General features: G+C 71.3%; 16 protein-coding genes and 2 pseudogenes. 7 read left to right on the top strand and 11 right to left on the bottom strand.

Annotated elements, in window-relative coordinates; all coding sequences use genetic code 11:
- The first annotated feature begins 742 nt into the window (after positions 1 to 742).
- Complete coding sequence (locus tag KGS77_RS23580) at positions 743 to 1,555, top strand: SDR family oxidoreductase (RefSeq protein WP_242584994.1); 813 nt, start codon at positions 743 to 745, stop codon at positions 1,553 to 1,555.
- A gap of 325 nt (positions 1,556 to 1,880) precedes the next feature.
- Positions 1,881 to 3,088 (top strand): annotated as a pseudogene (locus KGS77_RS23575) (acyltransferase).
- 8 nt (positions 3,089 to 3,096) lie between these two features.
- On the opposite strand, the gene KGS77_RS23570 reads toward KGS77_RS23575, so the two are convergent.
- Positions 3,097 to 4,467, bottom strand: a complete 1,371-nt coding sequence (locus KGS77_RS23570) for an FAD-dependent monooxygenase (protein WP_242584993.1) — start codon at positions 4,465 to 4,467, stop codon at positions 3,097 to 3,099.
- Positions 4,468 to 4,569: 102 nt separating this feature from the next.
- On the opposite strand from KGS77_RS23570, the gene KGS77_RS23565 reads away from it, so the two are divergent.
- Entirely contained in the window at positions 4,570 to 5,454 is an 885-nt protein-coding gene (locus KGS77_RS23565) for a TetR/AcrR family transcriptional regulator C-terminal domain-containing protein (RefSeq protein WP_242584992.1), read from the top strand.
- A 309-nt stretch (positions 5,455 to 5,763) separates the two neighbouring features.
- Here KGS77_RS23565 and KGS77_RS23560 read toward each other — a convergent pair whose 3' ends face one another.
- Together KGS77_RS23560 and KGS77_RS23555 are read right to left on the bottom strand one after the other, a co-directional pair.
- Positions 5,764 to 6,846, bottom strand: coding sequence for a rod shape-determining protein (locus tag KGS77_RS23560; RefSeq protein WP_242584991.1), 1,083 nt, complete (start codon positions 6,844 to 6,846; stop codon positions 5,764 to 5,766).
- A 285-nt stretch (positions 6,847 to 7,131) separates the two neighbouring features.
- Complete coding sequence (locus tag KGS77_RS23555) at positions 7,132 to 9,465, bottom strand: FUSC family protein (protein WP_242584990.1); 2,334 nt, start codon at positions 9,463 to 9,465, stop codon at positions 7,132 to 7,134.
- A 273-nt stretch (positions 9,466 to 9,738) separates the two neighbouring features.
- Here KGS77_RS23555 and KGS77_RS23550 point away from each other — a divergent pair, with 273 nt between their 5' ends.
- The gene (locus KGS77_RS23550) at positions 9,739 to 10,758 is read left to right on the top strand and encodes an alpha/beta hydrolase-fold protein (RefSeq protein ID WP_242584989.1); all 1,020 of its coding nucleotides are present in this window, start codon (positions 9,739 to 9,741) and stop codon (positions 10,756 to 10,758) included.
- Positions 10,759 to 10,856: 98 nt separating this feature from the next.
- On the opposite strand, the gene KGS77_RS23545 is transcribed toward KGS77_RS23550, so the two are convergent.
- Positions 10,857 to 11,405 (bottom strand): hypothetical protein, encoded by a 549-nt coding sequence (locus KGS77_RS23545; RefSeq protein WP_242587641.1) that lies wholly within the window; start codon positions 11,403 to 11,405, stop codon positions 10,857 to 10,859.
- 150 nt (positions 11,406 to 11,555) lie between these two features.
- Between KGS77_RS23545 and KGS77_RS34680 the strand changes: the two genes are divergently transcribed.
- Entirely contained in the window at positions 11,556 to 11,681 is a 126-nt protein-coding gene (locus KGS77_RS34680; RefSeq protein ID WP_277994261.1) for a hypothetical protein, read from the top strand.
- A 29-nt stretch (positions 11,682 to 11,710) separates the two neighbouring features.
- The gene (locus KGS77_RS23540) at positions 11,711 to 12,037 is read left to right on the top strand and encodes a nuclear transport factor 2 family protein (protein WP_242584988.1); all 327 of its coding nucleotides are present in this window, start codon (positions 11,711 to 11,713) and stop codon (positions 12,035 to 12,037) included.
- Positions 12,038 to 12,104: 67 nt separating this feature from the next.
- Here KGS77_RS23540 and KGS77_RS23535 read toward each other — a convergent pair whose 3' ends face one another.
- The 7 genes and pseudogenes from KGS77_RS23535 to iolC all read right to left on the bottom strand — a co-directional run bounded on the left by KGS77_RS23535 (position 12,105) and on the right by iolC (position 22,934).
- Positions 12,105 to 12,977, bottom strand: a complete 873-nt coding sequence (locus KGS77_RS23535; protein WP_242584987.1) for an ABC transporter permease — start codon at positions 12,975 to 12,977, stop codon at positions 12,105 to 12,107.
- 116 nt (positions 12,978 to 13,093) lie between these two features.
- Positions 13,094 to 16,024, bottom strand: coding sequence for an alpha/beta fold hydrolase (locus tag KGS77_RS23530; RefSeq protein WP_242584986.1), 2,931 nt, complete (start codon positions 16,022 to 16,024; stop codon positions 13,094 to 13,096).
- A 147-nt stretch (positions 16,025 to 16,171) separates the two neighbouring features.
- Complete coding sequence (locus tag KGS77_RS23525; RefSeq protein WP_242584985.1) at positions 16,172 to 17,665, bottom strand: CoA-acylating methylmalonate-semialdehyde dehydrogenase; 1,494 nt, start codon at positions 17,663 to 17,665, stop codon at positions 16,172 to 16,174.
- A gap of 85 nt (positions 17,666 to 17,750) precedes the next feature.
- Positions 17,751 to 19,760 (bottom strand): 3D-(3,5/4)-trihydroxycyclohexane-1,2-dione acylhydrolase (decyclizing), encoded by a 2,010-nt coding sequence (gene iolD, locus KGS77_RS23520; RefSeq protein ID WP_242584984.1) that lies wholly within the window; start codon positions 19,758 to 19,760, stop codon positions 17,751 to 17,753.
- Complete coding sequence (locus tag KGS77_RS23515) at positions 19,757 to 20,728, bottom strand: 5-deoxy-glucuronate isomerase (RefSeq protein WP_242584983.1); 972 nt, start codon at positions 20,726 to 20,728, stop codon at positions 19,757 to 19,759. Before KGS77_RS23515 ends, iolD begins: the two co-directional genes overlap by 4 nt.
- A 125-nt stretch (positions 20,729 to 20,853) precedes the next feature.
- Positions 20,854 to 21,741: a deoxyribose-phosphate aldolase gene (locus KGS77_RS23510; protein WP_242584982.1), complete on the bottom strand. Its 888-nt coding sequence runs from the start codon at positions 21,739 to 21,741 to the stop codon at positions 20,854 to 20,856.
- A 162-nt stretch (positions 21,742 to 21,903) separates the two neighbouring features.
- Positions 21,904 to 22,934 (bottom strand): annotated as a pseudogene (gene iolC, locus KGS77_RS23505) (5-dehydro-2-deoxygluconokinase).
- A 276-nt stretch (positions 22,935 to 23,210) separates the two neighbouring features.
- Between iolC and KGS77_RS23500 the strand changes: the two are divergent.
- On the top strand, positions 23,211 to 24,158 hold the full coding sequence (locus tag KGS77_RS23500; protein WP_242584981.1) for a sugar phosphate isomerase/epimerase: 948 nt from the start codon (positions 23,211 to 23,213) through the stop codon (positions 24,156 to 24,158).
- Positions 24,159 to 24,163: the final 5 nt, after the last annotated feature.

Below are 24,163 nucleotides of genomic sequence, written 5' to 3'. Positions count from 1 at the left end.
GGAATAAGCCGCCCGTTCACAGCGTCCTCGCTGTGTGTGCCACCCGCACCATCGGTGCCGGTGGGCTTTTCAAAGGAACCTCATCCTCCGGCCGGAAGCCGGTGGACGGGGTATCAACATATCTGGCGTTGACTTTTGGCACGCTGTTGAGTTCTCAAGGAACGGACGCTTCCTTCGGTCCCGTTTCACCGGGCCCTCCGGGCGCTTCCCTTCGGTCTTGCGTTTCCGACTCTATCAGATCCTTCCGGGCCTGATTTCCGCCGGTGCGGTCCGGCCTTTCGGCTTTTCCGCGGTTCCGACTCTAGCAGATCCTCATTTCGTTCCGTTTCCGGTTCGAATTCGGTTCCGATTACCTGTCGGAGGGGGTGTTTCGCGCCTTCCGGCGTGTCCACCACTTTAGCGGATTTCCCTGGCGACTCATAATCGAGTCCGGTTTCGAATTCCGGCATGCCGAAATTCATCCCGTTCAGGGGCCGTGCAGTAGTGGTGTGCCGCCGGTGCGGCGTGAGTGGCTGCCCCGGGCCGGTCGGCGCCGCGGCAACTCGGAGAACACTACACGATCTATGGGCGTGGTGCGGACCCCCCTCCCGGGCTCGGGGCGTCGGCTGCCGCTCGCTTCGCTCCGCTCTCTGTCGGCGCGCGGGCCGGGCGCGGGTCGCGTCGATCGGGTGCGGCCGACATCCCTGGGTATATACGTCTGATCACACAGCTCGCATCCGGTCGTCTCGGAGGTTGAGGACCCATGTCTGAACAACAAGCAGTCATCGTCACCGGCGGCGGAACGGGAATCGGTGCCGCCACCGCCCGGCTGCTGCGGGAAGCGGGCCATCAGGTGGTGGTCTCCGGTCGGCGGCCGGAGCCGCTGCACCATATAGCCGAGGAGACCGGCGCCCTGGCCCATCCTTCCGACATCGGTGATCCCGATGCGGTACGCGACCTGGTGGATACCGCCGTCGCCACGTATGGCCGCCTGGACGGCCTCGTACTCAATGCGGGCATCGGGCGCAGCGGCACCGTGGGCGAGCTGTCGGACGAGGACTGGGAGGCCGTGATGCGCGTCAACCTCACCGGTCCCTTCCTGCTCCTGCGCGCCGCGCTGCCGCACTTGCTGAAGTCGCGCGGTTCGGTCGTCGCGGTGGCCTCGGTGTCCGCGCTGCGCAACGGTGTCGGCAATGCCGCGTACGCGACCTCCAAGGCGGCCTTGCTCCAGCTCTGCCGCTCCCTGGCCGTCGACTACGGACCACAGGGGCTGCGCGCCAACACGGTGTGCCCTAGCTGGGTACGTACTGATATGGCCGATCGCCGGATGGCGCGCTTCGCCGAGGAGGCGGGGCTCGGGGACGGTGGCACCGAGGCCGCGTACACCGAGGCGACCCGACTGCTTCCCGCGCGCCGCCCCGGTGACCCACGGGAGGTCGCCGAGGCGATCACCTGGCTGCTCTCCCCCGCCGCGTCCTTCGTCAACGGCGCGGTACTGACCGTCGACGGCGGCGCAACAGCCCTCGACCCCGGCACTGCCGCTTTCACCTACCGCCTGGAGCCCCGCACCCCGTAGAGACCAGCGGCCGAGTGGCAGCCGCGCCCGCTTCGGTGTCTTGCTCCGGGTCCGATGTGGGTCCTTGTGCGTATGGAGCGTGGCCGGGTGGTGCTGCATGTCACTGCGGCAGGCCCCCGTGGGAGCGGGGGGTGGCCCCCTGGGGGGAAGTGCAGTCAGCACCACCATGGTTGGGGCGCTGGCCTTACTGTGGGATTTTTCGCTTCGGCTGAGCATTGAGTGGTCGAGTTGCCGGCTTCTGCTCGGGTGATGAGCGGGGTGTCGGCATGCCGCTTCCGAAGAGAAAAGCGAACGCGTGAGTCTACCTGAACGACTTCGGCCGAGAATGCTGCCGTCAGGTGTCATCAGTAGCGGTGGAAATGTTGCTCCGGGGCAGCGGGATCGTGCTATTGACGGTTTGCGGGCGCTGGCGTTGCTTGCCGTGCCGACCGGGCACTGGCTTATCGGGGGGCTCGCGCGGGATGCGGACGGCGCGTTGCACAACGAGAGTCCGTTGTCGAGTTTTGCCCCTCTGGCGCCCATCACCTGGGTGTTGCAGATGCTGGGCCTGTTTTTCCTTGTGGGTGGTTTTGCCTCGGTGCAGTCGTACCGGCGGGCGCAGGGGCGGGGGAGTCGACGGGGGCGTGGATTCGGGGGCGGCTGGCCCGGTTGATTCGGCCCGCGGTGGGGGTGACGGCGGTCTGGGCGTTGCTGGCGCCGCTGTTGTACGCGGTCGGGGTGCCTTTGGTGACGTTGCGCACCGGGGCGACGCTGGTCGTGCAGCCGTTGTGGTTCGTGTGCGTGTATGCCGTGGTGACCGCGCTGACTCCCTATTGTGTGGCGGCCTCCCGGCGGCTCGGTGGGTGGGCGGCGGCGCCGCTGGCGGCGACCATCGCGGTCGTGGACTTCCTGCGTTACGGTCCTTTCGCCGCGTCGGTACCTGAATGGGTCGGGCTGATCAGTCTGTTTCCCGGGTGGATGTTCGCCTATCAGTTGGGGGTTTCCTGGGGCGAGAAGCGGCTCGGGCGGCGGGGGGCCTGGCTGCTGTTCGTGGGCGGGACGGCGGTCTTTGTTGTGCTGTTGCTGGTGTTCCATTACCCGGCGAGCATGGTCGGGGTCCCCGGGCAGGACCGTACGAATTCCCATCCACCGTCGCTCTTGGTCATCGCCCTGGCCGCCGCGCAGTCCGGGGCGGCCATTCTGCTGCGGGACCGTATCGCGGCGCTGTTGCGGAAACCCGCTCTGTGGGCTCCGGTTTCGGCGGTCAACGGCTCTGCCATGACGATTCTTTGCTGGCACCAGACCGCGATGCTCGCCGCTGCCGTCCCTACGGCCTTCCTGGGAACGGTGCACGGGCTGACCACCGCGCCGGACTTCCCCGCGTGGATGCTGACGCGGCTTCCCTGGCTGCCTCTGTTCGCGGTTCTCCTCGTGGTGATCGCGCGGGCCACCCGCCGGTTCGAGGCGCCTTGGACCGGAGTGACCCGGGCACAGCGGATCGCCGCGGGAGCCTTGGCCACGGGATTCGCCGGATTCGCGCTGGGGCTCGCCTGAAGGGACAGCTACTGGGTGGGGTGCAGGGAGGGGTAGGGATAGAGGGGCAGGGTGATGTCGGCTGAGATGTCGTGGCCCTGTTGGAACATGGCTGCCAGTTGGTCGGGGTCGTTCAGCATGTGGTTGCGCGTCTCGATTCCTTCGGCGGTGCGGGGGGCCAGGAACTCGCCGACGCCTTGGCCGCCCTGCTGGCACTGTGTGACGTAGGGGCGCATGAGCTGTTCGTAGCGGGAGAAGGCGCGGCGGTGGTCGCCGTCGGCGGCGGCCAGCTCGCCCGCGAGTACGTACGCGCCCACGATCGCCGCGCCGGTGCCCATCCCGCCGAGCGTCGCCCCGTACGCGGCGTCGCCGAGGAGGGTGATGCGGCCCTTGGACCAGGTGGGTATGTCGACCCGGCTGATGGAGTCGAAGTAGAGGTTCTGTGCCTCCCACAAGGTGTCGATCAGCTCCGCCGTTCTCCAGCCGGCTCCGGCGTACGCCTGGGCTATGAGCTGCTTCTGTGCCTGCGGGTCGCGTCGGTCGTACGCCAGCTTCTTGGACGCGAAGACGACGAAGACCTCCCCGTGGTAACCCGCCTCGGTGGTGCGTCGGGGCATCCGGCCCACACTGACCATCCGGCCGGGCTCGCCATAGCCCACCGACCGGTCGCTGATGTCCGAGCCGGCGGTCAGGTCCCAGCCCGCGACGTAGTAACCGAGGTGGCCGACGAAATCCTCCTCGGGGCCGAAGGCCAGCCGGCGGACGGTGGAGTGCAGGCCGTCCGCGCCGATCACCAGGTCGAAGATGCGCGGGGCGCTCCGTTCGAAGGTGACCTCTACGCCGGTCGCGGTCTCGGTCATGGAGGTTATGGAGTCACCGAAGACGTACTCGGTGGGTGGGGTGGCCTCGGTTGTATACCCGGGCCGGTGGTGCGGGGTGGGGGCTTGCGCGCTGTGCTCGTACAGGAGGCGGGAGAGGGTGGAGCGGAGGATCTCCAGCTCGCCGGCCGCGAACTCGGCGGGGAGCGAGGCCAGCTCGCGTCCCTGAGTGTCTATGAAGGTCATGGGGCTGCCGCCGCCGGTGGTGTGCTGCCGGATCCGGTCCAGGATCCCCATGCGCTCCAGCACGGTGAGATGCGCGGCCCCACGGAAGTCGACCGCGAAGCCGCCGTCGCGCAGGGCCGGTGCCACTTCGACCACGGTGGGGCGGTAGCCGTACCGCCTGAGCCAGTACGCCAGGGCCGGACCGGCGACGCTCGCCCCGGAGATGAGGACGCTCGGACCGGCGGGACGTCCGGACCGGGGAGCGGGGGTGGTGGAGGGGTGGCCGGGTTGGGTGGGACGGACGGGTGGGCTGGGTGAGGGGGCCAGTCGTGTTGCGCGCGTGGTTGTAGAGGGCATTTTGCGCTCCTTGCGTCGGGTGTCGGGTGTTGGCTTGACGAGAGAAACTGTATCCGGCGGACACTGATCTGTATACCACGGACACAGTTTTAAAATGCGGGAGTGGCTGAAGACAGGAAGATCAGCGTTTTCGGGGACCAGGCGGGCAGCGTGGAGTTGCTGTGGGGCGGGCGGGAACGCCCCAGCCGCGGCCCCAAGCCGGCTCTGAGCCTGGACCGGATCACCCGCACCGCCATCGCCATCGCCGACCTGGGCGGGCTCGCGGCGGTGTCCATGCAGCGGGTCGCGGGTGAACTGGAGTTCACCAAGATGTCTTTGTACCGGTATGTACCGGGCAAGTCGGAGCTGGTCGCCCTGATGATCGACACGGCGATGGGCGAGCCGCCCAACCTGGAGGTGCCCAGCCTGGAGGTGCCCAGCCTGGAGGCGGGCGCGGCCGGCGGTGAGGGCGGCGGGCAGGTCGGCGCAGAGACTGGTGCGGACACCGGACCGGCCCCCGGGTCGGGCACCGGGCCGGACACCGGCTGGCGGGCCGCGTTGCGGGAGTGGGCCGTTCAGCTCCTGGCCGTATTCCGCCGCCACCCCTGGCTCCTGAGCGCGACCATGGGCCCGCGCGTCATGGGCCCCAACGAACTCGGCTGGACCGAGCGCGCGCTGGCCGCCCTCGCGGACACGGGACTGAACGGCGGCGAACGGCTCGACGCCGTCCTCATCGTGAGCGGTCACATCCGGACCCTCACTCAGGTGTCGGCCTCGATGGGCGTGGGCAGCACACGGGCGCAAGGGGCCGAGGAGGTCATGAGCGCGGCGCTGAACGAGCTGCTCGTCGGCCGTTCCGACCGCTACCCCGCCCTCGCCGCCGCCGTCGCGTCCGCCGAGACCGGCACCTCACGTGACCAGGCGCTGCAGTTCGGCCTGGAGCGCATCCTTGACGGGCTGGAGGTCTTCATCGAGCGGCGGCGGGCGGCTGCTGCCGGGTCCGCGTAAGGAGATCGCGTAAGGGGATCGCGTACGGATGGCAGGAGTGCGGGGATCCCCCGCGATCGAGTTCGTGCTCGACGGCGTGGATCTGTTGAAGTGTCGTCCTCCTTGCGGACCCGCAGGTCAGGTGACCGAGGCCGACGGCTGCGTTCGTAGAAGGCGCAGGTCCTGTTACGGAGCATCGCGAACGGGCGGAAACGGAGCCGGGGCCGGACGGAGTGGGGCAGGAACCGAGGCCGGAAGGGTCCGGCAGGGTCCGGAAGGGTGGGCAGGAACCGGCGCCGGGCGCGGTGTCGGCGCCGGCGCCGGGGCTCGTCAGACCCTCTGTACGGTCCTGCGCGGCTGTTCCTTGGCGCCGGCCAACAGCCCCCGAAGTGTGGCGAACTCCTCCACGCACTTGCCCGTCCCGTTGACCACGCAGTCCAGCGGCTCGTCCGCGACCACCACCGGCACGCCCATCTCCTGCCGCAGCCGCTGGCCGAGGCCGCGCAGCAGCGCGCCGCCACCGGTGAGCGCTATGCCCTGTTCGATGATGTCGCCGGACAGCTCGGGCGGGCACTCGTCCAGGGTGCGGTGGACGGCCTGCACGATCGCGTCCACCGGTTCGGCCAGCGCCTGGCGGATCTCCTCCTCGGTGATCTCCTGGACCCGCGGCAGTCCGCTGACGTGGTCACGCCCCCGTACGGTGAAGGAGGAGGGGCGGTCGGGTTCGCCCTCCTCGTCGACGCCGACCGGGGTCCAGGCCGCGGAGCCGATCGCGATCTTGATTTCCTCGGCGGTGCGCTCCCCGATGGCCATGGAGTGCTTCTTCTTCACGTACGAGCCGATCGCGGCGTCCAGCGCGTCGCCCGCGACCCGTACGGACTGTGCGGTGACGATGCCGCCCATGGAGATGACGGCGACCTCGGTCGTACCGCCGCCGATGTCCACCACCATGCAGCCGACCGGCTCGGCGACCGGCAGTCCGGCGCCGATCGCCGCCGCCATCGGTTCCTCGATCAAGTGCACTTCGCGGGCGCCGGCTCCCCTGGCGGAGTCGATGACCGCGCGCCGTTCGACGCCGGTGATCCCGGAAGGCACACATATGACGACGCGCGGCCTGGAGAAGCGGCGGGTGGGCAGGGCCTTCTTCATCAGGGCGCGCAGCATCTGCTCGGCGGCGTCGAAGTCGGCGATGACGCCCTCCCTGAGGGGACGCATCGCGGTGATGCCGGAAGGCGTACGGCCGATGGTCCGTTTGGCCTCCGCGCCGACCGCGATCACCGCGCCCGTCGCATCGACGGCGACGACCGACGGCTCGTTGAGCACGACGCCCTTGCCGCGTGCGTACACCAGGGTGTTGGCGGTGCCGAGGTCGATGCCTATGTCGTACGTTCCGGACGAAGTGCTGGACGCCATGGGGAGTTCGCTTGCTCTCTCTCGACTGGACGACAGGTCCTCCCGGGGAAGGACCCTCGGACATCGCGGCCCAGACGGCACCAATGGCTTGCCAAGGGCGTCAATTGGGGGCAATTACCAAGACTACAGGCGGGGCCAAACGGTTCCGCCGAGTCCGGCCGGGTCGTCGGCCGGCCCGTCAGCCGACTCGCCGCCCACCCGCCCGTCGGGGCCGAGACGTGGCGGGCCGAGACCTGACGCTGGGCGGACCCGTCCGGTCGGCGGCCCGCGCCCGCGGGCCCGGGCTCAGCGCTCGGTACGTGACGCGCCCTGGCCGTCGTGACCATTATCCCCGGGATCGCCATCGGGACCACTGCCGCCTCCGCCGCCGCTCCCCCCGCCACCGCGCCGCCCCGCGCCGTCGCTCCCCGTACGTGTCGCGCGGTTGCGGCCTCCCGGACCGCGGGACAGCGCCTCGGCCAGGTCCTCCAGTGCGTCGATGAGGAGGTCCGCGGCCCGCAGCGCGACACCGTCGGAGCCACTGCTCCCGTCAGAAGCACTACTCCCGCCAGAACCACCGGACCCGACAGGACCACCGGTCTCGCCAGAACCACCGGAGTCCCCAGAGCTCCCGACCCCACCAAGCTCATCGAAGCCCTCGCGCCACCCCCGCCACGTCTCCCACGCGGCACGCAGCGCGCTCCAGTCCAGGTCGCGCCGTTCCCGTACGGCCTGGGCGGCATCCTCCAGCGAGCGGCGCAGCTCGGCCACGAACACCTCGGCCCCCGGAGAGGGCGCCGCGTCCCGTTCGGGCAGATGGGCCTCCAGGAGCATCGTCACCCGCCCCATGGCGGACAGCGCGGACTGAGCCGCCGCGGCGGCACGCAAAGAGAGCCCGCGGTGCCGTACCGGTTCCTTCTCGGCGCGCGACTCGCTCTCCTCCCAGGCGGCGCGGGCCGCGCGGGCGTCCAGCAGCGCTTCGCGGACCTGGCGGGGGCGGCGGTCGGCGGGCCTGGCGCAGGCGTCGAAGACGGCAAGGGCGTAGCGGCCGTTGGCCTCCAGCCACTGGGCCAGGCGCTCGCGCAGCCGGGGCGTCTCCCAGGCGGGGAAGAGGGCGTAGGAGAGCATGGCGAGCAGCCCGCCGAGGAGGGTCAGGACCACGCGTTCCTGGACGGTCTGTTCCCAGCCGGCGCCGGCGATGCCGAGCAGGAAGACGACGTACGCGGCCACGACGGCGGAGGTCACCGAGACGCCCGTACGCAGCAGCAGGTACATCAGCAGGACGCAGCAGACGGCCAGCGCGGCGCAGACGTAGGGGTGCGGATGCGTCAGGGCCGTCACCGTGCCGCCGACCGCGACCCCGGCCAGGGTGCCGATGAAGCGGGCGACGCCGCGCGAGTACGTCTGCCCGAAGTCGGGGCGCATGATCATGACGGAGGCCAGCGGCGCCCAGTAGCCGTGTCCCAAGGGGAGTGCGTGGCCGATCAGGTAGCCCGTGGCGGCGACCGCGCTGACCCGCAGCGCGTGCCGGAGGATGCGTGAGGACCAGCGGGCCTCGCGGCGCAGGGAGCGCAGCGCCACGGGGATCAGCCTGGGTACCGAGGGCCGTAGCAGGTGCCCGCGTTCGGCCTTTGTGGTGGGGCGGGTGGCCTGGACCGGCTCGTCGGTGAGTTCGACGGCGTCGGCCAGGAGGGAGATCAGGCGCAGCGCCGAGCGGCGGGCCGCGCCGCTGAGCGTCGGCCCCTTCTCGAAGACTTCGAGGACGGCCATCGCCTCGGGGGGCAGCCGGACGGGTCCGGCGTGCCGGATAGCGTGTGCCACGGCGTCCAGTACGGTGCCGGCGGCGCCGAGCAGTTCCCGTACGCGGTCCCGCTCGGGACCTTCCGGCGGCACGCCGACGACCGGGTCGGCCAGCGCGGCCAGTACGGGCCTGACCTGCTCGGCGAGTCCGCGCGGACCGTGGAGCTGGACCGGGCGCCGTTTCGCCTGACGCGGGGTCACCGCGGAGGCGAGCCGGGCGTCCATCAGGGGCTGCGGGTCGAAGGGGGCCACCGGGTCGTGCCGCAGCCGGCGCGCGTAGTCCGCCTCCGCCGCCAGCGCGTCGGCGAGCGCGTCGCGCTGCGCTCCCCAGGGCCGTACGGGGAAGACGACGATGAGCGTGGCCTGCACCAGACCGCCGAAGGCGATGATCGCGGCGTGCTCCAGCGCGCCGAGCAGGGAGGTCGGCAGGGTGACGGTGACGAGCATGACGGCGACGGTCTGCGTACCGACCAGTCCGGAGACCGGTCCGACGGCCCAGGCCATGCCCGCCAGGAACGTCCATACGGTGAGCAGGGCCAGGAAGCCGACGAAGTGCGCGGCGGCCAGATAGCCGAGGAAGGTGGAGACCGCAAGACCGCCGGCGACGGCCAGCGCCAGGACCGGGCGCGGTCGCCAGCTCCGCTGGAAGGTGGCGATGCCGGCAGAGAAGGCGCCGAAGGCGGAGGAGACGGCGAGGGCCGGGTCGCCGAGCCACAGGCACAGGCCGATGACGACGGCGACGCCGGCGGAGCCGCGGACGGCGATGAGCGGGGTGAGCTTGGCGCGCTCGATGGTCAGCCCGGAGCGGGCGGTTTGCTTGAGCGCTCGCGACCAGGTCATACCGAGAGAATACGGTTCATAGCTCGTTGTCCCGGAATGCACGCTCTTGGGTATTCGCCGGAGCATTCGGAATGTTCACCGGGAAAATCACGTGAAAATCATGGCAAAGGTGACTGTTGCCTGGGGTAAACCGCGCAGGTCACGGTGGTGGGGCCGCAACGGGGTGGGCGGTGTGGGCCACTTGGGGGTGGGGAGAGAGAAACCCGAGGGCGGCCCCGTGCCCTCTTGTTGGGCAGCCGGTCGGTGGTCGGCCTGATGGCGAGGAGAGGTCCCGTGCGCAAGAACATCCGCAGTGGGGTGGCATCACTGATCGCTCTGGCCGCACTCGCCTGTACGGCGGGCTGCAGCACGGAGGACGCCCCGAAGGCTCCCGTACGTTTCGGCGACTCCCCGGGGACCGCCTCCCGCAAGGCCGCCCCGCCGGGCAAGCGGTCGCTGGCGCTCATGCCCACCCACCCGATCTCCTTCAAGGAGCAGCGCAGGGTCGGCGGCGCCGGCGGCAACACCCCCATCGGCGTGACCACCTACCGCGGCCCCAAGTCGGGGTTCACCGGAAAGGTGTGGGTGTGGGCGCCGCCGGAGTATTACGAGAAGCGGAACGCGGACAAGGGCTTTCCCGTGATGGTGGCGCTGCCCGGCGGCCCCGGATATCCCGTCAATTACTGGATCGGCGCCGACCTGAAGTTGGAGGAGAACCTCGCCCGGTGGTCGAAGGAGGGCAAGAGCCTGCCCTTCATCGTCGTCATGCCGGTGCTGAACCCGGATGCCAGGCAGTATTACGACGGCAGCGACATCCCTGGTCAGCCGAAGATCGGTACGTGGCTCAGCCAGGACGTACCGGATCTCGTACGCGCGAATTTCCGCACCCTGAACACCCGGAAGGGCTGGGCCATGATGGGGTCTTCGTCGGGCGGCTTCGTATCGCTGAAGAACGCCCTCCAATACCCCGACAAGTTCGCGGTCGCCATTCCCAACGGGCCCGATATCGTGCCCGACTCGCCGCTGTGGAACGGCCACGCCCGTCAGCAGCGGGAAAACAATCCGGAGGTACTGGCGCAGCGGCTGATCAGGAAGGGCGGGCCCGAGGTCTACCTCGCCTTCCAGGACGGTACGGGCGAGGGGACGGTCCTGCCCAAGGTCAGGAAGTTCCTCGCCCGGTACGGGCGGGGGCCGGTACGGACCCGGCTCCAGCTCGTCCCTGGTGGCACGCACAGCGCGCACACCTATGTGGAGGGGATGGGGCTGGGCACCATCCAGTGGGTCAGCGCGCACATGCAGGGGCCGGCGGCTTGAGTCGTACGGACGACGGACGACGGACGACGGACGGCGAACGGGGACGTACGGACGGGGACGTATGGACGACGGACGGGTCGTACGGGTCGTACGGGGAGTCACGCCGAGCAGGAGACGTCCAGGAGCTTGAGCGGCTGCTTGCCGTCCAGGTCCACGTACGCCGTGAAGTGCCGATCGGCGCCCGCGGCCCAGCGCGTGGTGACCGTCGCCCAGCCGACCCGGGCCGACTGCGCGGTGGTCACCTTGCCGACCGAGATGCCCCGCGGCTCGTTCTGCGCACACAGCAGCAGGTCGTAGTCGGGGGTGTTCGCGGCCTTCTTCTGGAGCTCGGGCGCGACCTGGTGGGCGCGCTTCCAGGGGGTGGGACCGTGCTCACCGTAGAAGTTCACCAGGAAGCGGTGGATCTCCTTGGCGGTGTAGCGGCCGTTCGGGTCGGTGCGGTCGGTCTGCTGGTGCCGTATCCCGGACGGGGCCTGGGGCTGCGTCTGCGTCTGCGTCTGCGTCTGCGATGACTGTGCGGACGCCGGTACGGACGCGGTGGCGGCCAGGGTGAGGCCGAGTACGGCGGCGGACGCGGCGGCAACGACGGTATGAGAAGTGGTGCGCGACGTGGCGCCCGAAGAGGCGCGCGAAGAGGTGCGGATCATGAGATGTCCTCGACTTCCGGTCATGCGCGTATTTTCCGGTCTTCATTGTCGGAGACATCTGGAGACGCCGCATGGTTGCGCGGATGGGCCCGTGGGTTCGACGGCAGAAATCCGCCGGTCCGGTGCACGTCCTCCAGGTTGGCTGATGCCATGACGACACCCACGACCTCATACGTAACGACATCCACCACAACGCCGCTCGACAAGCCGGCGGACGGGAGCACCGCAGCCGTACAAGCCACCCTGGAGCGTTTCTACGAGGCGGAGCGCGCCTAGGGCGCTTCTGACGGGCCGACTTCGCGGGCATGGCCGCGTGCCTGGACCCGGATGTGGTCCTCCGGCAGGCGCCCGGCCTGCCGTACGCGGGCGACTGGCGCGGCCCGGAGGGCATGGAACAGTTCATGGCCGTCATGGGCGAGCTGTGGCACTCGATGGAATTCCTGGAGCAGCGACAACTGGTGTCCGGGCCGGAGGTGGTGGTGATCAGCCGGGTGCGATTCGTCTCGCGCGCGACGGGGCGGGCGCTGGAGACGACGATCGTGCAGTTGATGACCGTACGGAAGGGCCGCATCCGTGAGGTACGGCCCTTCTACTGGGATCCGGCCGCGGTGGCTCAGGTCTGCGGGCTGTGATCCGCCGCGCCCGCAGACCTGAGCCGGAACCGGGCCTCTTTCAGGGATCCAGGACCCACGTCGTTGTCTAGGACACCACGTCCTTCCGCTCGAAGCCCCTGAAGGCCGCGGCGAACAGCACCACCGCGTACGCGACCGAGACCGCCGCGCCCTGGAGCATGCCGGACCAGTCGAGCTGTGGCTGGAGGGCGTCCGCCCAGGCGAACTGCCAGTGCGCCGGCAGGAAGTCCCGCCAGTGCTCCAGGGCGGTGACCTGGTCCAGGACATTGCCGACGATGGTCAGCCCGACCGCGCCGCCGACCGCGCCCAGCGGCGCGTCGGTGACCGTGGACAGCCAGAACGCCAGGCCGGCGGTGACGAGCTGGCTGACGAAGATGTACGCGACCACCAGCGCGAGGCGCGGCAGGGCCTGGCCCGCGGGCAGCGTGCCCCCGGTGGGCAGTTGGAGTGCCCCCCATCCGTACGCGGCCGAGCCGGTGGCCAGCGCGACCAGTGGCAGCAGCACCATCGCCGCCGCGCTGAAGAGCAGTGCCACGGTGAGTTTGCTCAGGAGCAGACGGGCGCGTGGTACGGGTGCCGCGAGGAGGTAGCGCAACGAGGACCAGCCGGCCTCCGAGGCCACCGTGTCGCCGCAGAAGAGGGCCACCGGGATGACGAGCAGGAATCCCGCCGACACGAACAGGGTGGTCGCGGTGAAGTTGGCCGCCGAGACGGTGGCGGTGTCCATGAGGTTGACCCGGCTGTTGCGCCTGCCGGGGTCGCCGCCGATCGCGAAGGCGGCGATCAGGACGAGCGGCAGTGCCGTCAGGACCGCGGCGACGACGAACGTACGGCGCCGCTTGAGCTGGCGCAGCGCCTCCACCCGCAGCGGGAGGGTGCGGCGCGCGTGGTAACCGGGCGCGGAGGGCGGTGAGGAGGGCGGTGGGGTCTTCTCGCGCACCGCCGCCGGAGCATCCGATGCGGCAGCCGACGCGGCAGTCGATGCGGCAGTCGGCTCAGCATCCGACGCGGCAGCCGACGCCGCGTCCGGCCCGGCAGCCGACGATCGGCTCGCGCTCATCGTGTGCCTCCTATCAACGTGAGGAAGGCGTCCTCAAGACGGCGGTGCGGACCGATGCGTTCCACCGGGATCTCCAACCGGATCAGTTCGACGAGCAGTGCGGAGGCGGCGATCGAGCCGTCCAGCCGTACGAGCAGGCCCGCCTCGGCCCGTACGGCCGAGGTGACGCCCGGCAGCGCGCCGACCTTGTCCACCACCGCGTCGGACACCGGTACGGCGGACGGTGCGACGCCGACGAGCAGGGTGTCGCCGGAGCCGGTGATCTCGGCGACGGGACCTGCCTGGACGAGCTGTCCGCGGTCCATGACGACCAGATGCGTACAGCTCCGCTCAACTTCGGACAACAGATGGCTGGAGACGATGACGGTGCGGCCGGTGGCCGCGTAGCGGATCATCACGTCCCGCATCTCGCGGATCTGCGGCGGGTCCAGCCCGTTGGTCGGCTCGTCCAGGATCAGCAGGTCCGGGAGGCCGAGCATGGCCTGGGCGATGGCCAGCCGCTGCCGCATGCCCTGGGAGTACGTGCGCACGGCGCGCTGGAGCGCGTCGCCCAGCCCGGCGATCTCCAGCGCCTCCTCCATGTGCGCGTCCTGTGCCGGACGGCCGGTGGCCTGCCAGTAGAGGTCGAGGTTGGCCCGGCCGGAGAGGTGCGGCAGGAAACCGGCGCCCTCGACGAAGGAGCCGACCCGCGAGAGCACCGGCGCGCCGGGCCGGATCGCGTGCCCGAAGACCCGGATCTCGCCGTCGTCCGGCTTGATCAGGCCCATCAGCATGCGCAGGGTGGTGGTCTTGCCCGCGCCGTTGGGGCCGAGGAGGCCGAGCACCTGGCCCTTCTCGACGCGGAAGGACAGCCCCCGTACGGCGTACCGGTCGGCGGACTTCGCGTACCGCTTGCTCAGGCCCGTGATCTGGAGCGGCACTTCGGCCAGGGACGGATCGGGTGCGCCGGCCGCGGCCCGGCGCCGGCCGACGAGCAGCAGCAGCGCGGCAAGGACGGCACCGGCCACCGGCAGGCCCCAGGTCCACGCGGGGAGCGGGGCCGCGGCGCTGCGTACGCCGGGCGCGGTCGGCACGCTCAGGACACCGGTGGTGGCCGCACGGCCGTCGTCACCGGCCGCGGACCCGTCAGCCGCGGACCCTCCAGCCGCAGACCCGCCCCCGGCGAGCGAGACGGTGTACGTGGCGGGCTCGGCCGGCGAGGCGTACGCCAGGTCCGTCGCGGACAGGACCAGCCGCATCCGGTGCCCCGCCAGGAATTCATGATCGATGGCGGGCAGCCGCAGCTCGACCGTCCGGCCCTTCTCCCCGTCGGCACCGGTGATCCGGTACGGCGCCACGAGCTGCGCGGGCAGCCGCTGCTGCCGCCCGTCCGGCCCGACGTCGTACACCTTGGCGAAGATCACCGCGTCCGTACTCCGGCCCGCGCCCCGTCCGTCGGCCTTCACGTGTACGCGTGTCCTCGGCTCACCCGTGGCCCGTACGGACGAAGTCAGCGGCGCGGAGTCGAAGCGCGCGAACTGGCCGGGGACGTCGAGGGAGAGGCCCACGCCCAGGCCGGTCAGGCGGCTGAGTCCGGCGATACCGCCGATGCCCGGCACGCCGGAGACCGAGGGCGGGTTGGCGCCGGCCGGGTTGGCGATGGTCTGCTCGCGGCCGGTCAGCCGTACCGTGCGTGGATCACCGTCCAGCCCGGGGTAGCTCTCGCCGCTCGCGCCGCGCAGCCGGGCCGAGCCGTTGGTGGAGTCCACTCCCCCGGTACGGCTGACGCGGAAGGCCGGCCCGGTGTCGGCGCCTTGCTCACCCTTCAGATAACGGTCGAACCACGCCTTCGTACGGGCCTCGACGCGCGCGGTCTCGTGATCACCGCCGTCGTGGCCGCCCGCGATCCAGTCGACGGCGACCGGCGCGCCGTTCTTCTTGATGGCCTTGGCCATGGCATCGGCCTGGCCGAGGGTGAACAGCGAGTCGGCCTGGCCCTGGATGATCAGCGTCGGCACCTTGATCCGGTCGCCGACGGCGGACGGGCTGCGCTCCTGGAGCAGCGCGCGGGCCGCGTCGTCCGGCTTGCCCGCGACGGCGATCCGCTCGTACATCTCGCACAACTGCCGCTCGAACCGCCCGCAGCCGCCGTCCCGCGCCGTCGGCCGCCTGTCGCCGTCCCTTCCTGTACGCCCCTCACCCACCGAAGCCCCTCCGCCGGCCCCGGTCCCCGTCCCCCTGCCTTCCTCTCCCCTGCCTTCCTCCGGCTTCTTGTCCGGGTCCGTCTCCGTACCGAACCCGGCCGCTCCGGTCGTGAAGAACACCCCTGCCCACAGCTTCTTGAAGACGCCGTTGGGTACCAGCGCGTCGGCGAGATTCCAGTACGTGATCTGCGGCGCGATGGCGTCGACCCGCTGGTCGTACCCGGCCGCCAGCAGCGAGACCGCGCCCCCGTACGAGGCCCCGGCGACGCCGACGCGCGGGTCGCCGGCCTTGTCGAGCCGTACCTCGGGCCGCTTCGCCAGCCAGTCGATCAGCCGGCTGACGTCGGCGACCTCCGCCTTCGGGTCGTTGAGCCCGATCTTCCCGCCCGACTTGCCGAACCCGCGTGCCGACCAGGTCAGCACCGCGTAGCCGTCCCGCGCCAACTGCTGCGCCTGGGCCCGTACCTCGTCCTTGCTGCCGCCGAAGCCATGGCCCAGCAGTACGGCGGGACGCCGCCTCCGCCCGTCCTCGGCGGTGAAGAACGACGTGTCGATCCGCACCCCTCCCTTACCGCCCCCGTCCACCCCGCTTTCCGGGGCCTGCGGCATGGTCAGCACCCGGTCCTCCTGGCGCACGGCGGGCGCACCGTCCGAGGCGGTGGCCACCCACGTACCACCGCCTATGAGTACGGCCAGAGCGGCAGCCGTCGCATACAACCGCCGCCCGCGCAATCGCAGATCCATGCCCTGAATCCTAAGTACGCCCCCAGCCGCCTCCCGATTGCCGGTACATGGAGCCGCGGAAAACGGAGAGGCCGGGCACGCCGGACCCGACGGTTGCGCGGACAGCGTGTCCTGGACCCTGATGCGGGACCGCTTGCGCGGTGGGGATCAGTGGTTGCGGGGGAAGCCGAGGTTGATGCCGCTGTCGGCGGGGTCGGGCCAGCGGGTGGTGATGACCTTGCCTCGGGTGTAGAAGTGCACGCCGTCGTTGCCGTAGATGTGGTGGTCGCCGAAGAGGGAGTCCTTCCAGCCGCCGAAGGAGTGGTAGCCGACGGGGACCGGGATGGGGACGTTGATGCCCACCATGCCCGCCTCGGCCTCCAGTTGGAAGCGGCGGGCGGCGCCGCCGTCGCGGGTGAAGATCGCGGTGCCGTTGCCCCAGGGGGAGGCGTTCATCAGGGCGATGGCGTCGTCGTAGGTGTCGACGCGGACGACGGACAGGACCGGGCCGAAGATCTCTTCGCGGTAGGCGTCCATGTCCGGGGTGACGTGGTCCAGGAGGGAGACGCCGATCCAGTGGCCGTTCTCGTGGCCGGGGACGGTGTGGCCGGTGCCGTCGATGACGACGTCGGCGCCCTGGGCGGCGGCGCCGGTGACGTACGAGGCGACCTTGTCGCGGTGGGCCTTGGTGATGAGCGGGCCCATCTCGGAAGCCGGATCCTGGCCGGGGCCGATTCTCAGGGCGGCGGCGCGCTCCTTGATCTTCTCGATGAGGGGGTCGGCGGTGGCGCCCACGGCCACCACGACGGAGATGGCCATGCAGCGCTCACCGGCCGAGCCGTACGCGGCGTTGATCGCCGAGTCCGCGGCCAGGTCGAGGTCGGCGTCCGGGAGGACCAGCATGTGGTTCTTGGCGCCGCCCAGGGCCTGCACGCGCTTGCCGTTGGCGGTGCCGGTGGTGTGGACGTGGCGGGCGATGGGGGTGGAGCCGACGAAGGAGACGGCGGCGACGTCCGGGTGGGCCAGGATGCGGTCGACGGCTTCCCGCTCGCCGTTGACGATGTTCAGGACACCGTCCGGCAGGCCCGCCTCGGCGGCCAGTTCGGCGAGCCTGAGGGCCGCGGAGGGCACCTTCTCACTCGGCTTGAGGACGAAGGTGTTGCCGCAGGCGATGGCCATGGGGAACATCCACAAGGGCACCATGGCGGGGAAGTTGAAGGGGGTGATGCCGGCGACGACGCCCAGTGGCTGGCGGATGGCGGCGACATCGACGCGGGTGGAGACCTGGGTGGACAGCTCGCCCTTGAGCTGCTGCGGGATGCCGCAGGCCAGCTCGACGATCTCCAGGCCGCGGGCCACCTCGCCGAGCGCGTCGGCGTGCACCTTGCCGTGTTCGGCGGTGATCAGCGCGGCGATCTCCTCGCGGTGGGCGTCGATCAGCTCGCGGTACCTGAACAGGATGGCCGTACGGGTGGCCAGGGAGCTGGTGCCCCAGGTCGCGTACGCCTCCTTGGCGGCGGCCACCGCCGCGTCGGCCTCCGCGGCCGAGGCCAGGGCGACCTGCTTGGTCTGCGCTCCGGTCGCCGGATCGTAGACCGGGCCGTGGTGGCCGGAGACACCCTCGACGGGCTTTCCGCCGATCCAGTGGTTGATGGTCTTCATGGGACGGCCTTCCTGAGCGGTACGGGAGGGGTACGGGTGGGGTGCGGCGGCTCGGGCGGGTCAGGTCGAGTCAGGTCGCGTCAGGTCACAGGTGGCGGCGGCGGGCGGCGGCTCGGCGGTCGTACTCCTTGCGGGCACCGATCGCCGCCGGGCGGGTGGCGACCTCGGCGACAGGCACATCCCACCAGGCCTGGGGCCCGGGCGCGCCCGGCACTGTGTCAGCCGTTTCGGTCTCGATATAGACACATGCGGGCCGGTCCGAGGCACGTGCCTCGCGCAGCGCCGCCCGCAGTTCGCGGACGGTGGCGGCGCGGATGACGTGCAGTCCCAGGGAGGCGGCGTTGGCGGCCAGGTCCACGGGCAGCGGGTCGCCGGTGTACGTGCCGTCGGGGGCGCGGAAGCGGTACGCCGTACCGAAGCGCTCGCCGCCGGTCTCCTGCGAGAGCCCGCCGATGGAGGCGTACCCGTGGTTCTGGATCAGGACGACGTTGATGTTGACGCCTTCCTGGACGGCGGTGACGATCTCGGTCGGCATCATCAGGTACGTACCGTCGCCGACCAGCGCCCACACGGGCCGGTCGGGGGCGGCCAGCCGGACCCCGATCGCGGCCGGGATCTCGTACCCCATACAGGAGTAGCCGTATTCCAGGTGGTACTGGCGGCGGGAGCGGGCACGCCAGAGTTTGTGCAGGTCGCCGGGGAGCGAACCGGCCGCGTTGATCACCACGTCCGTGTCGTCGACGACGGCGTCCAGGGCGCCCAGCACCTGTGACTGCGAGGGGCGTACGGAGTCGTCCGCGGCGGCGTACGCGGCGTCCACGCGCGCCTCCCAACGGGCCTTGGCGGCGCGGTACTCCTCCTCGTACGCCGCCGGGACGCGGTACCCGGACAGCGCGCGGGTCAGCGCTTCCAGGCCGGTGCGGGCGTCGGCGACCAGGGGGGTCGCGGCGAGTTTGTGGGCGTCGAAGGAGGTGATGTTGAGGTTGAGGAAGCGGACGCCGGGGGCTGCGAAGAGGGTCGCGGAGGCGGTGGTGAAGTCGGTGTGGCGGGTGCCGACGCCGATGACGAGGTCGGCCCGGCGGGCCAGCGCGTCGGCCGTGGCGGTGCCGGTGTGGCCGATGCCGCCCACGTCGGCGGGGTGGTCGTGGCGCAGTGAGCCCTTGCCGGCCTGGGTGGAGGCGACGGGGATGCCGGTGGTGTCGGCGAAGGCGCGCAGGGCCTCTTCGGCGCGGCTGTGGTGGATGCCGCCGCCCGCGATGATCAGGGGGCGGCGGGCGGATCGTACGGTCCGTACGGCGTCGGCAAGGGCACGGACGTCCGGCGCCGGGCGCGGCACCCGCCACACGCGGTCGGCGAAGAACTCCCGCGGCCAGTCGTGCGCCTCGGCCTGGACGTCCTGGGGCAGGGCCAGGGTGACGGCGCCGGTCTCGGCGGGGTCGGCGAGCACCCGCATCGCCTGGAGGGCGGCCGGGATCAGCGCCTCGGGGCGGGTGATCCGGTCGAAGTAGCGGGAGACCGGCCGCAGCGTGTCGTTGACCGACACATCGCCCGCACAGGGGACTTCGAGCTGCTGGAGTACGGGATCGGCGGGGCGGGTGGCGAAGATGTCGCCGGGCAGCAGCAGCACGGGGATGCGGTTGACGGTGGCCAGCGCGGCGCCGGTGACCAGGTTGGTGGCACCGGGGCCGATGGAGGTGGTCACCGCGTGGGCGGAGAGCCGGTCGCACTGGCGGGCGTAGCCGACGGCGGCGTGCACCATGGCCTGTTCGTTGCGGCCCTGGAGGTAGCGCAGCGCGCCCCGGGACTCCAGGAGCGCCTGGCCGATGCCGGCCACGTTGCCGTGTCCGAAGATGCCCCAGCAGGCGTCGATCAGGCGGTGCCGCTCGCCGTCCCGCTCGGTGTACTGGCGGGCCAGGAACTCCACCAGGGCCTGGGCGACGGTCAGCCGGCGGGTCGCGGGGGCGTCGGGGGTGTCCCTGGTGTCCGTGGCGTCCGTGGTGTGGGCTTCGGTCTCGCGGATGTCGGTCTTGTGGGCGTCGGCCTCTTGGGCGTCGGTCGCGGGGCCCTTGCCCGTACGAGGTGTCGGGGCGCTCATCGTGCGTCTCCTGCGGGGGCTCGGTAGAGAGGAAGGCGGGGGTCGACCGGTTGGCCGGGCCAGGTCGAGCGGATCCAGCCGTGGTCGGGGTGGTCGCGGATCAGCCACTCCCGTTCCGGGCCCGGGCCGGCCATCACGTTGAGGTAGTACATGTCGTGGCCCGGGGCGGCAATGGAGGGGCCGTGCCAGCCGTCGGGAATCAGGACGGCGTCGCCGCCGCGGACCTCGGCGAGCACATCGGTGCCGCGGCCGTGCCCGGACGGGGAGACGCGCTGGTAGCCGAACCCTTCCGTACCTCGTTCCGTGCTCCGCGCCGGACCTCGCTCCGTACTTTGCTCCGTACCTCGCTCCGCGCTTGGCTCCGCACCCCGCGCGGGAGCGATCTCGAAGTAGTAGATCTCCTCCAGCTCGGATTCCTCGCCGGGGCGGCACTCGTCGTGTTTGTGCGGCGGGTAGGAGGACCAGTTGCCGCCGGGGGTGAGCACCTCGACCGCGATGAGCCGGTCGCACGCGAAGGCCCCGGCCGCGGCGAAGTTGTTGACCTGGCGCGAGCAGGTGCCCGTACCGCGCAGTTCCACGGGGACCCCGCTCGCCGGGCCGTACCGCGCGGGAAGGCGGCGCTCGCAGCGGGCACCGGCCAGCGCGAACCGCCCGCCGCTGCCACTGGTGATCCGTACGCGCACATCGCGCGGCACGTACGCGAAGTCCGTGACCCCGCTGAACACGCTCTCCCGGCCGGCCAGTTCGAAGGCGGCGCCGTCGTCCGTGCGGACCGTGCAGCCGCCGGAGAGCGGCAGCACGATCCACTCGGCGCCGCCGGTGGCCAGGGAGTGCCGGCCGCCGGGCGGCAGGTCCAGGACGCGGAGGCAGGAGTAGTGCCAGCCGGCCTTCTCGGGATCGATGACCAGGGCGTACGGCCCTTCGGCCGCGCGCCCCGCCGGCACGTGGAACGGGAGCTGTGCGTTCATGACGGTAAGTCTCCTCCTCGCCACTGACAGTGGACGGAATCCGGCTCTCACGGCTCGCGCCGGCGGTCGACTCGGCGGTCGGCCCGGCGGTCGCCCCACCAGTTGCCCGCCGGTTGCCCCGCCGGTCACAGCAGTCCGACGGCGGTGTCCACGGCCGCCGCGACGTCCCCGTCCACCGGGTAGAGCAGCGAGCGGCCGACGACCAGCCCTTGTACGGTCGGCAGCCGCAGCGCCGTACGCCACCTCTCGTACGCCGCCTCCTGGTCCCGGACGGTGCTGCCGACGGCGCCGCCGAGCAGCACCACCGGCAGCGTGGACGTCTCGCACACCCCCGCCATGTCGGCCGGGTCGTCGGTGACGGGCAGTTTGAGCCAGGTGTAGGCGGAGGTGCCGCCCAGGCCAGAGGCGATGGCGACCGACCGGGTGACGGCCTCGGCACTCAGGTCGTTGCGCGCCTCGCCGTCGGTCCGGCGGAAGATGAACGGTTCGACGAAGGTGGGCAGTTGCCGTTCGGCCATCGCGTCGATGGTGCGGGCCGCGGTCTCCAGCGTGGCCAGCGACCCGGGGTCGCCGTAGTCGATGCGCAGCAGCAGTTTGCCCGCGTCGAAGCGGAGTCGGGCGATGTCCTGGGGCCGGTGGCCGGTGAAGCGGTCGTCCATCTCGAAGGCGGCCCCGGCGATGCCGCCGCGGTTCATGGAGCCCACGACGACCTTGTTCTCCAGGGCTCCGAGGAGGAGCAGGTCCTCCAGGAGGTCGGCGGTGGCCAGCACCCCGTCCACGCCGGGCCGTGAGAGCGCCAGGCACAGCCGTTCCAGCAGGTCGACGCGGTTGGCCATGGCCAGGGCCCGGTCGCCGACGGCGAGCATGCCGCGGGCCGGGTGGTCGGCGGCGATGATCATCAGTCGGCCGCGGGCCCCTATGAAGGGGCGGCGGGTACGACGCGCCGCGGCCTCGGCGACGGCTTCGGGGTGCCGGGCGCGGAGCGTCGCGAGGCCGGAGATCCGAGTGGTCAAGGTGTGGCTCACCTTCTTGGTGGGGGTTCGGCTCGACGCGTACGGCGGCCGGAACCGGCGCGGACGGCGGCCCGCATCGGTGCGTACGGGGGCCGGAACCGACGCGTACGAGGGCGACGCCGACACGGCCGGGGCAGGCGCCGACACGGCCGGGGCCCGCGGTCAGCGTCCGGGACCACGCGGCGCCGCCGACCGCACGCCCGTACGGCCGGCGAGGAACTCCTCGACCTCGGCGGCGGTCGGCATGGCGGAGGAGCAGGCCAGTCGGGAGGCCACGATGGCGCCGGCGGCGTTGGCGTACCGCATCACGGTCTCCAGGTCCCAGCCCGCCAGCAGCCCGTGGCACAGCGAACCCCGAAGGCGTCACCGGCGCCCAGGCCGTTGACGACCTCTACGGGGATGGGCGGTACTTCGGCCCTCCGGCCGTCGCGGTGCACGGCCAGTACGCCCTCGGGCCCCTGTTTGACGACGGCGAGTTCCACACCGCTGTCCAGCAGCGCGCGGGCGCACGCCTCAGGGTCCCGTACGCCGGTGGCGACCTCCGCCTCGTCCACGTTCCCGACCGCGACGGTGGCATGGGCGAGCGCTGCCTCGTAGTACGGGCGGGCCGCGGCCATCGCCGCGGCGCCGGTGGCCCCGCCGTCCCCCGAGGCACCGCCCTGGCCGCCCCAGAACATCGGGCGCCAGTCGAGGTCGAAGACGGTGGGGCCCGACTTCGCACGGGCGGCGAGTGCGGCGAGGGTAGCGGTGCGGCTGGGTTCCTCGCACAGGCCCGTACCGGTCATCCAGAAGACGCGGGCCGCCCGGACGGCGTCCAGGTCGACCTCGCCGGGGTGGATCTCCAGGTCGGGAGCCTTGGGGCGGCGGTAGAAGTAGAGCGGGAAGTCGTCCGGCGGGAAGATCTCGCAGAAGGTGACGGGCGTCTGATGTCGCTCGACCGGTGTCACCCAGCAGTCGTCCACGCCGAACTCGCGCAGTGCCTGGTGGACGTAGTCGCCGAAGGGGTCGCGGCCGGTGCGGCTGATGACGGCGGTACGGCGCCCGAGGCGGGCGGCGGCCACCGCGACATTGGTCGCCGAGCCGCCGAGGAACTTCCCGAACGTCTCGACCCGCGCCAGCGGGACGCCGGTCTGGAGCGGATAGATGTCCACCCCGATGCGGCCCATGGTGATCAGGTCGTACGGCTCGGTCATGAGATCCCCTTCGGTACACCCGAGTACGCCGAGGCCGGCAGGCGCCGACCACAGGTCTAACCAAGCAGCTCACACCCTGTCAACACTTTGTCCTTACATACTGACGTCAAAGGAGGCGCAGACGAAAGGAATCGGAGACCTTTGAGCAACAAAGTCCTTAAGTCCTTATGTCAGGACGAAACCTTGACACTCTTCACAGCGGCATGAAGGCTGTGCCCCACCACCCCCTCAGCGCCTTCCCGGTCACCGTCGACCGGCGAAAGGAGAGCCGCAGCGATGACCGCACCCCGCGCCGACGCCAGCCCCCAGGCCGCCCCCGGGCCCCCGCCGGTCCTGCACCGCATCCGCGTCGGATCGGCCCCCGACTCCTGGGGGGTGTGGTTCCCCGACGACCCGCGGCAGGTCCCCTGGCGCCGCTTCCTGGACGAGGTCGCGCGGGCCGGGTACGAGTGGATCGAACTCGGCCCGTACGGCTATCTCCCCACCGACCCCGCCGTGCTCCACCGCGAGATCGCCCACCGGGGCCTGAAGGTCTCGGCCGGCACCGTCTTCACCTCCCTGCACCACGGCCCCGGCGTATGGGACGCGACATGGGCGCACGTCTCCCGGGTCGCCACACTCACGCAGGCGATGGGCGCGGGCCACCTCGTCGTCATCCCCTCCTTCTGGCGGGACGACAAGACCGCCGAGGAGATCGAGCCGCGCGAACTGACCGCCGAGCAGTGGCGGCACCTGACCAGCGGCATGGACCGGCTGGGCCGGCGGGTACGGGAGGAGTTCGGCCTCGGCATCGTCCTCCATCCGCACGCCGACACCCACATCGACACCGAGGAGAACGTGGCGCGCTTCCTGGACGGCACGGACCCCGGGCTGGTCGGCCTGTGTCTGGACACCGGGCACTACGCCTACTGCGGCGGCGACAGCGTCAAGCTCATCAAGACCTACGGCGAACGGATCGGCTATCTGCACCTCAAGCAGGTCGACCCGGCCGTCCTCGCGGACGTCCGCGAGCAGGGCACGCCGTTCGGCCCGGCGGTCCGGCAGGGAGTGATGTGCGAACCGCCACTGGGCGTACCGGCGCTGCCGCCCGTACTGGAGGCCGCGCAGGCGCTGGACGTCGACCTGTTCGCGATCGTCGAGCAGGACATGTACCCCTGCCCGCCCGACCGGCCCTTCCCCATCGCCGAGCGCACCCGCCGTTTCCTGCGCTCCTGCGGCGCCTGAACGGA

Source organism: Streptomyces sp. MST-110588 (assembly GCF_022695595.1).
In the GTDB taxonomy this organism is placed as follows: domain Bacteria; phylum Actinomycetota; class Actinomycetes; order Streptomycetales; family Streptomycetaceae; genus Streptomyces.
Note: the sequence above shows the minus strand (reverse complement) of the source record. Positions and strands in the feature narration are given on the sequence as shown.